Origin of the sequence: Amycolatopsis sp. SID8362 (assembly GCF_010550475.1) — a bacterium.
Lineage (GTDB): Bacteria > Actinomycetota > Actinomycetes > Mycobacteriales > Pseudonocardiaceae > Amycolatopsis > Amycolatopsis eburnea.
The window spans coordinates 1-2,573 of sequence record NZ_JAAGNB010001248.1 but is presented as its reverse complement, the minus strand read 5'-3'; the positions used below and the strand labels follow the sequence as shown (position 1 = coordinate 2,573).

Annotated in this window: 2 protein-coding genes; both read right to left on the bottom strand. The window is 71.5% G+C overall.

Annotated features, from left to right (window positions below):
• On the bottom strand, positions 1-2,337 hold a 2,337-nt coding region (locus G3I65_RS38620), incomplete at its 3' end, for a type I polyketide synthase (protein WP_160700470.1).
• 54 nt (positions 2,338-2,391) lie between these two features.
• On the bottom strand, positions 2,392-2,573 hold a 182-nt coding region (locus G3I65_RS38615), incomplete at its 5' end, for a hypothetical protein (RefSeq protein WP_160700469.1).

Genomic DNA, 2,573 nt, shown 5'->3' with positions numbered 1-2,573 from the left:
CGACAACGTCCCATCCGGCCCCAGCTCCACCAACGCGGCACCGGACAAAGCATTCACATGATCAGCGAACCGAACCGTGTCCCGAACATGAGACACCCAGAACTCCGGCGACCGCACATCCCCAGCCGCAACCATCGGAACCGTCGGCTCAGCGAACTCCAAACCTTCAACAACCGCACGGAATTCATCCAGCATCGGATCCATCAGCGACGAATGGAACGCATGCGACACGTTGAGCCGCTTGGACTTCTCGAACCCGGCGGCGATCTCCAGAACACGGTCCTCGACACCGGAAATCACCACGGACTGCGGGCCGTTCACGGCCGCAATCGACACACCGTCGACCAGCAACGGCAGGACTTCATCCTCCGAGGCCACCAGCGACACCATCGCACCACCGGCGGGCAGCGCCTGCATCAGGCGAGCCCGGGCGGACACCAGCGTGCACGCGTCCTCCAAGGACAAAACACCGGCCACGTGCGCGGCCGCGATCTCACCGATCGAATGCCCCGCAACATGATCCGGCCGCACACCCCACGACTCCAGCAACCGGAACAACGCCACTTCCAAAGCGAACAAAGCAGGCTGCGCCCACTCCGTCCGATCCAGCAACGCCGCGTCCCCACCGAAGACAACCTCGCGCACCGGAAGCAACGCGAACACCGCGTCAAGCGCGTCGGCGAACACCGGGAACCGCTCGTACAGCTCCCGGCCCATCCCGAGCCGCTGAGAACCCTGACCAGCGAACAAAAACGCCATCGCACGCTCGCCCGCCATCCCACGGGCCAGCTCCTCGCCCGACGACGTCAGCACCGCCCGGTGCTCGAACCGCGAGCGCCCGGTCGCGAGGGAGTAGCCGACGCCGACCGGGTCCGCGCCGCCGACCAGCGTGGCCAGGCGGGCGATCTGCGCGTCGAGGGCGGCGGCGGTCTTGCCGGCGACCGGCCACGGCACCACCGACGGCACAATCGCGGGCTCCGCGTCGTCGCTCTCCTCCGCTGGAGCCTGCTCGACGATGACGTGCGCGTTGGTACCGCTCAGCCCGAACGACGACACCCCGGCGCGGCGCGGCGCACCGCGGTCCGGCCATTCCACGGCTTCGGTGAGCAGCTCGATCGCGCCGGCCGACCAGTCCACATGGGACGACGGCGAGTCGACGTGCAGGGTGCGGGGCAGCAGCTCGTTGCGCAGCGCCAGCACCACCTTGATCACCCCGGCGACGCCGGCGGCGGCCTGGGTGTGCCCGAGGTTCGACTTCACCGAGCCCAGCCACAGCGGCCGGTCCCGGTCCTGGCCGTAGGTCGCCAGCAGCGCCTGTGCCTCGATCGGGTCGCCCAGCGTCGTGCCCGTGCCGTGCGCCTCGACGACGTCCACATCGGACGCGACGAGTCCCGCCGACGCGAGGGCCTGGCGGATCACGCGCTGCTGCGAGGGTCCGTTCGGCACGGTCAGGCCGCTGCTGGCGCCGTCGGAGTTGACCGCCGAGCCGCGGACCACCGCGAGCACCGGGTGGCCGAGGCGCCGGGCGTCGGAGAGCCGCTCGACCACGAGCACGCCGGCGCCCTCGGACCAGCCGGTCCCGTCCGCGGTGTCGGAGAACGCCTTGCACCGGCCGTCGGGGGCGAGCCCGCCCTGGCGGCCGAACTCGGCGAAGACGTCCGTGGTGGACAGCACGGTGACGCCGGCGACCAGTGCCAGGGTGCACTCGCCGCCGCGCAGCGCCTGCGCGGCGAGGTGCAGGGCCACCAGCGACGACGAGCAGGCCGTGTCGACGGTGACCGCCGGGCCCTCGAAGCCGAGGGTGTAGGAGAGCCTGCCGGACATCACGCTGGCGGTGTTGCCGGTGCTGACCGCGCCGTCGATCTGCTTGGCGTGGGCGAGCAGGCCGAGGTAGCTCTGGCCGTTGGTGCCGACGAACACGCCGGTCCGGCTGCCCCGCAACGACACCGGGTCGATCCCGGCCCGCTCCAGCGCCTCCCACGACGTCTCCAGCAGCAGCCGCTGCTGCGGGTCCATCGGCACGGCCTCGCGGGGCGAGATGCCGAAGAAGTCCGCGTCGAACCGGTCCGCCCCGGCGAGGAACCCGCCCTGCCAGGCGTCCGGTTCGACGTCCCAGCCCCGGTCCACCGGCAGGTTCCCGATCGCGTCCGTCCCGGCGGCCACCAGCTCCCAGAATCCCTCCGGGGTGTCGACCCCGCCGGGGAACCGGCACCCGATCCCGACCACGGCGACCGGTTCCGCGGCCCGCTGTTCGAGGTCCCGGAGCCGCTGCCGTGAGCGGTGGAGGTCGGCGGTCACCCGCTTGAGGTACTCGCGGAGCTGGTTTTCGCTAGCCATACCGGCCTCTCGCGTCCGAGCCGCGGGGGCGGCGCGGGAAGCCCGTGCGCCCCATCACGACGTACCTAGTTCGCTGTCGATGAACTGGAAGATGTCGTCGTCGCTGGCCGAGTCGATCGAGGCGACGAAGTCCTGCCCGCCGTCCTCGCCGTGGCCGTCGAGCCGGGCGAGCAGGGCACGCAGGCGGGCGGTGAGCAGGCCGGCGGTCTCCTCGTCGAGCGCCGCGCCGGCCGCCG